At 66.5% G+C, this 3,738-nt stretch carries 3 protein-coding genes and 1 tRNA gene; all 4 read right to left on the bottom strand.

From position 1 onward, the window contains the following. Nucleotides 1–181: hypothetical protein (locus tag ACILQR_RS16005; RefSeq protein ID WP_395652362.1), on the bottom strand; the 181-nt coding region annotated here is incomplete at its 3' end. A 492-nt stretch (nt 182–673) separates the two neighbouring features. Continuing rightward, a complete protein-coding gene (locus tag ACILQR_RS16000; RefSeq protein ID WP_395652361.1) occupies nt 674–1,645 on the bottom strand; it encodes an NAD-dependent epimerase/dehydratase family protein in 972 nt (323 codons plus the stop codon). Nucleotides 1,646–1,652: 7 nt separating this feature from the next. After that, nucleotides 1,653–2,957 carry a UDP-glucose dehydrogenase family protein gene (locus ACILQR_RS15995; RefSeq protein WP_395652360.1) on the bottom strand — a complete coding sequence of 435 codons (1,305 nt, stop codon included), beginning with the start codon at nt 2,955–2,957 and terminating at the stop codon, nt 1,653–1,655. Between the two features lie 98 nt (nt 2,958–3,055). Next, nucleotides 3,056–3,130, bottom strand: a tRNA-Val gene (locus tag ACILQR_RS15990). Nucleotides 3,131–3,738: the final 608 nt, after the last annotated feature.

Raw genomic sequence — 3,738 nt, 5'->3', positions numbered from 1 at the left:
CACCGCCGCCGCCGCCGCCGCCGCCGCCACCGCAGCTGGAGCCGCAGCCCCCACCGCCGCCGTTGCCGCCGCCGCCATGGCCGCCGCCGTTGCCGCCTGCACCCGCTCCAGCCCAGGCCGAGCCTGCGGAGGCGAGGGTTACGGCGGCTGCGATGATGATGATCCGGTTCACTGCGCTCACTCCAATGTCGATGAACGACCTAGAGCAAGAGGTGCGCCGCACGGTGGGTTTGCACCCGGGACGGAGATAGTAACCATGTTGCATCACCTCAAAGGCGAGCGCGAGGTCTTCCGGAACGGTTGCGAATGCTCATCGGAACTGTGGCGCTTCAGTGCAAGTGAGTGCCCCTGACAGGCGAAGCTTAACCGCACTCATTCCCTTGGCGGCGGTTGGACCGATGCGGCTGAAAGCCAGTGCTGGCGGGATTTGACGTCGCGAGACCCCGCCTGGCGTTGATCGCGGTGAAGCGGGCGATCACTGCACGCCGCCTGAGCCCGGCGAGCCTTCTCCCCCGATGGGCGTGCTTTACCCGCCACCGGTTGAAATCTGCCGGCATCACGGCCAGCAGACGCCTGTCCGCCGATTCCGCGACCGAACGGTCGAGCTTCAATTCGAAAGGGGTGTGCCAGCACGGGTCGGGGGACTGTTCCAGATCGGGACGGTTGGCCGGCATCAGGCCATTCCGCGCCAGTCGCGCCACCAGTCCACGAACCGACCCAGCCCCTCGGCCAGCGCGACCCGGGGCGCATAGCCGGTCAGGGCGTTGAGCTTGGTGATGTCGGCATAGGTCGAGGTGACGTCGCCGGGCTGCATCGGCCGCATGATCTTGACGGCTTCGCGACCCAGGGCGGCTTCCAGCGTCCGGATCATGTCCATCAGGCCGACGGGGCTGGAGTCGCCGATATTGTAGACCTCGTGGCTCCCGCGCGGCGGCGGCCGGTCCAGCACCCCGATCACCCCGTCGACGATGTCGTCGACATAGGTGAAGTCCCGCGCCATCCGGCCCTCGCCATAGACCTCGATCGGGTCGCCCCGCATGATCTTCTCGGTGAAGCTGAAATATGCCATGTCGGGCCGACCCATCGGTCCATAGACGGTGAAGAATCTCAGGCCCGACTGCGGGAAGCCGTAGAGCGACGCGTAGCTCTGGCTCAGCAGTTCGCAGGAGCGTTTGGTCGCGGCGTAGAGTGAGACCGGAGAGACGGTCGGATCGTCCTCGCGGAAGCCCTGACCGGTCAGCGGCCGGTCGCCATAGACCGAGCTCGACGAGGCATAGACCAGATGCTCGACCTCGCCGTGGCGGCAGGCCTCGAGGATCGACAGATGCCCGGCCAGGTTGGAGCGCTGGTAGGCGAAGGGGTGTTCGATCGAATAGCGGACCCCGGCCTGGGCGGCGAGATGGACGACGCGTTTCGCGCCGGTGTCCGCCACGAGCGCCCTCATCGCCTCGGGTTCGGCGATGTCGGCGCGCACCATCCGGAACGCGGGGAAGGTGGCAAGCCGTTCGGCCCGCAGGTCCTTCAGCGCCGGGTCGTAATAGGGGTTGAAGTCATCGACGCCGACGACCGTCTCGCCACGTTGCAACAGCCGCTCGGCGACGTGTATCCCGACGAAGCCGGCGGCTCCGGTGACGATGACGGTCATGGCCTGACTATCCCCGGCCGATGCTGGTGTAGGCAAAGCCCCGCGCCCGCATCTCGGCGGGGCGATAGACGTTCCTCAGATCGACCATGACGGCCGCGCGGGCCAACAGCTTGATCCGGTCCAGGTCGAGGGCGCGGAACTGGTCCCATTCGGTCAGGATGACCACGGCATCTGCGTCGACCACGGCGCTGTAGGCATCGTCACGATAGTCGATGTCGGGCAGCAGCTTCTTCGCCTCGTGCATGCTCTCGGGATCATAGGCCTGGACCTTGACGCCGGCGGCGATCAGGGCGGGGACGATGTCGAGGCTGGGCGCATCGCGCATGTCGTCGGTATTGGGCTTGAAGGCCAGACCCAGGATGCCGACGGTCTTGCCCTTGGGCGCGCCGCCCAAGGCCGCGATGACACGATCGGCCATGGCCTTCTTGCGGGCATCGTTGACCTCGACCGTGGTCTCGACCAGGCGGACCGGCGCGCCGTACTGCTGGGCCGTGCGGACCAGGGCGACGGTGTCCTTGGGGAAGCAGGAGCCGCCGTAGCCGGGTCCGGCGTTGAGGAATTTCGAGCCGATCCGGCCGTCCAGCCCGATGCCCTTGGCGACCTGCTGGACGTCGGCCCCGACCTTTTCGCACAGGTCGGCGATCTCGTTGATGAAGGTGATCTTGAGCGCCAGGAAGGCGTTGCCGGCATATTTGATCAGCTCCGACGTGCGCCGCGATGTGTAGATCACCGGGAAATCGTTGAGGCTGAGCGGCCGATAGATCTCGGCCATGACCTTGCGGGCGCGTTCGTCGTCGGTGCCGATGACCACGCGGTCGGGGCGTTTGAAGTCCTCGATGGCGGCGCCTTCGCGCAGGAACTCCGGGTTCGACACGACGGCGAAGTCGGCGTCGGGGTTCACGCGGCGGATGATGGCCTCGACCTCGTCGCCGGTGCCGACGGGAACGGTCGATTTGTTGACGATGACGGTGAAGCCTTCGATCAGGCCCGCGATCTCCTCGGCCGCCGCATAGACATAGGACAGATCGGCATGGCCATCGCCGCGCCGCGTGGGCGTGCCGACGGCGATGAAGACCACGTCTGCGTTACGGATCGCCTCGGCGCCGTCCAGGGTGAAGTCCAGGCGGCCGGCGCGCACGTTCTCAGCGACCAGGCTTTCCAGCCCCGGCTCGAAGATCGGAATCTGGCCGTTCTCCAGCCGTTCGATCTTGCCGGAGTCCTTGTCGACGCAGACGACCGTATGGCCGAAGTCGGCGAAACAGGCGCCCGAAACCAGGCCGACATAGCCCGTGCCGATGATCGCGACCTTCATCGAAGGAAACCCCGTCTGCGCCGCCTGTATAGAGACGTGCGCTCAAATCCTGCTGTGCGCCCGATGGCGGTCGGAGAAGGAACTCTATGACAGGGGAATGGTGGATGCGACAGGGATTGAACCTGTGACCCCCTCGGTGTGAACGAGGTGCTCTCCCGCTGAGCTACGCATCCGGCCGTTTCAGGAGGCGGGGACATAGCCCGGCACGGCGAAGGGCGCAAGCGTCGGGCGGTTGTGCCGTGTGAGTGGCGAGTGGCGAGTGGCACGGGGGTGCTAGTGCCAGTGCTGGTGAGCAAGGGTTCAACGTCGATCCAGACGCAGTGCGCGTCGTGTGGCACGGTCGCGGCCAAGATTTCACCTCTTGCTTGCTCACCAGCACTGGCACTAGCACCCTCCACACATGCCTCTTCGCCCTCACGCGATCTCTCGCTGAAGTCATGGGAAGGGCCGGCGGAGCGTCCGGGCTCCCGCCCGGAGAAGAATAGAAAATACCGTTTCGGCGAAAGACGAACGCTCCGCGTGCGTGGTTTTCCGGGAGCTGTACGGCTCGGTCTCCCGAACCAGCGGGGGTGTTCGCCCCTTGCCGCTACCGCGCCCCCGGCGGGAGGGTGATGCCCTTGCAGCATCATCCCCTGAAAGATCCGACTCTCTGCGCCAGACCCTTTGCACGACCGGCGACACCGCCCCCGATCCCCCGGGCGCCGCGCCCGGTCGAAACCGGACCTCGGAGCTCGCCAAGGCTGACCAGGGACGAGGCCTCGACCGCCCCGCTCCACACACC

The organism is Brevundimonas sp. (genome assembly GCF_044239655.1).
Lineage (GTDB): Bacteria > Pseudomonadota > Alphaproteobacteria > Caulobacterales > Caulobacteraceae > Brevundimonas.
This window is presented reverse-complemented; position numbering and strand designations above follow the sequence as displayed.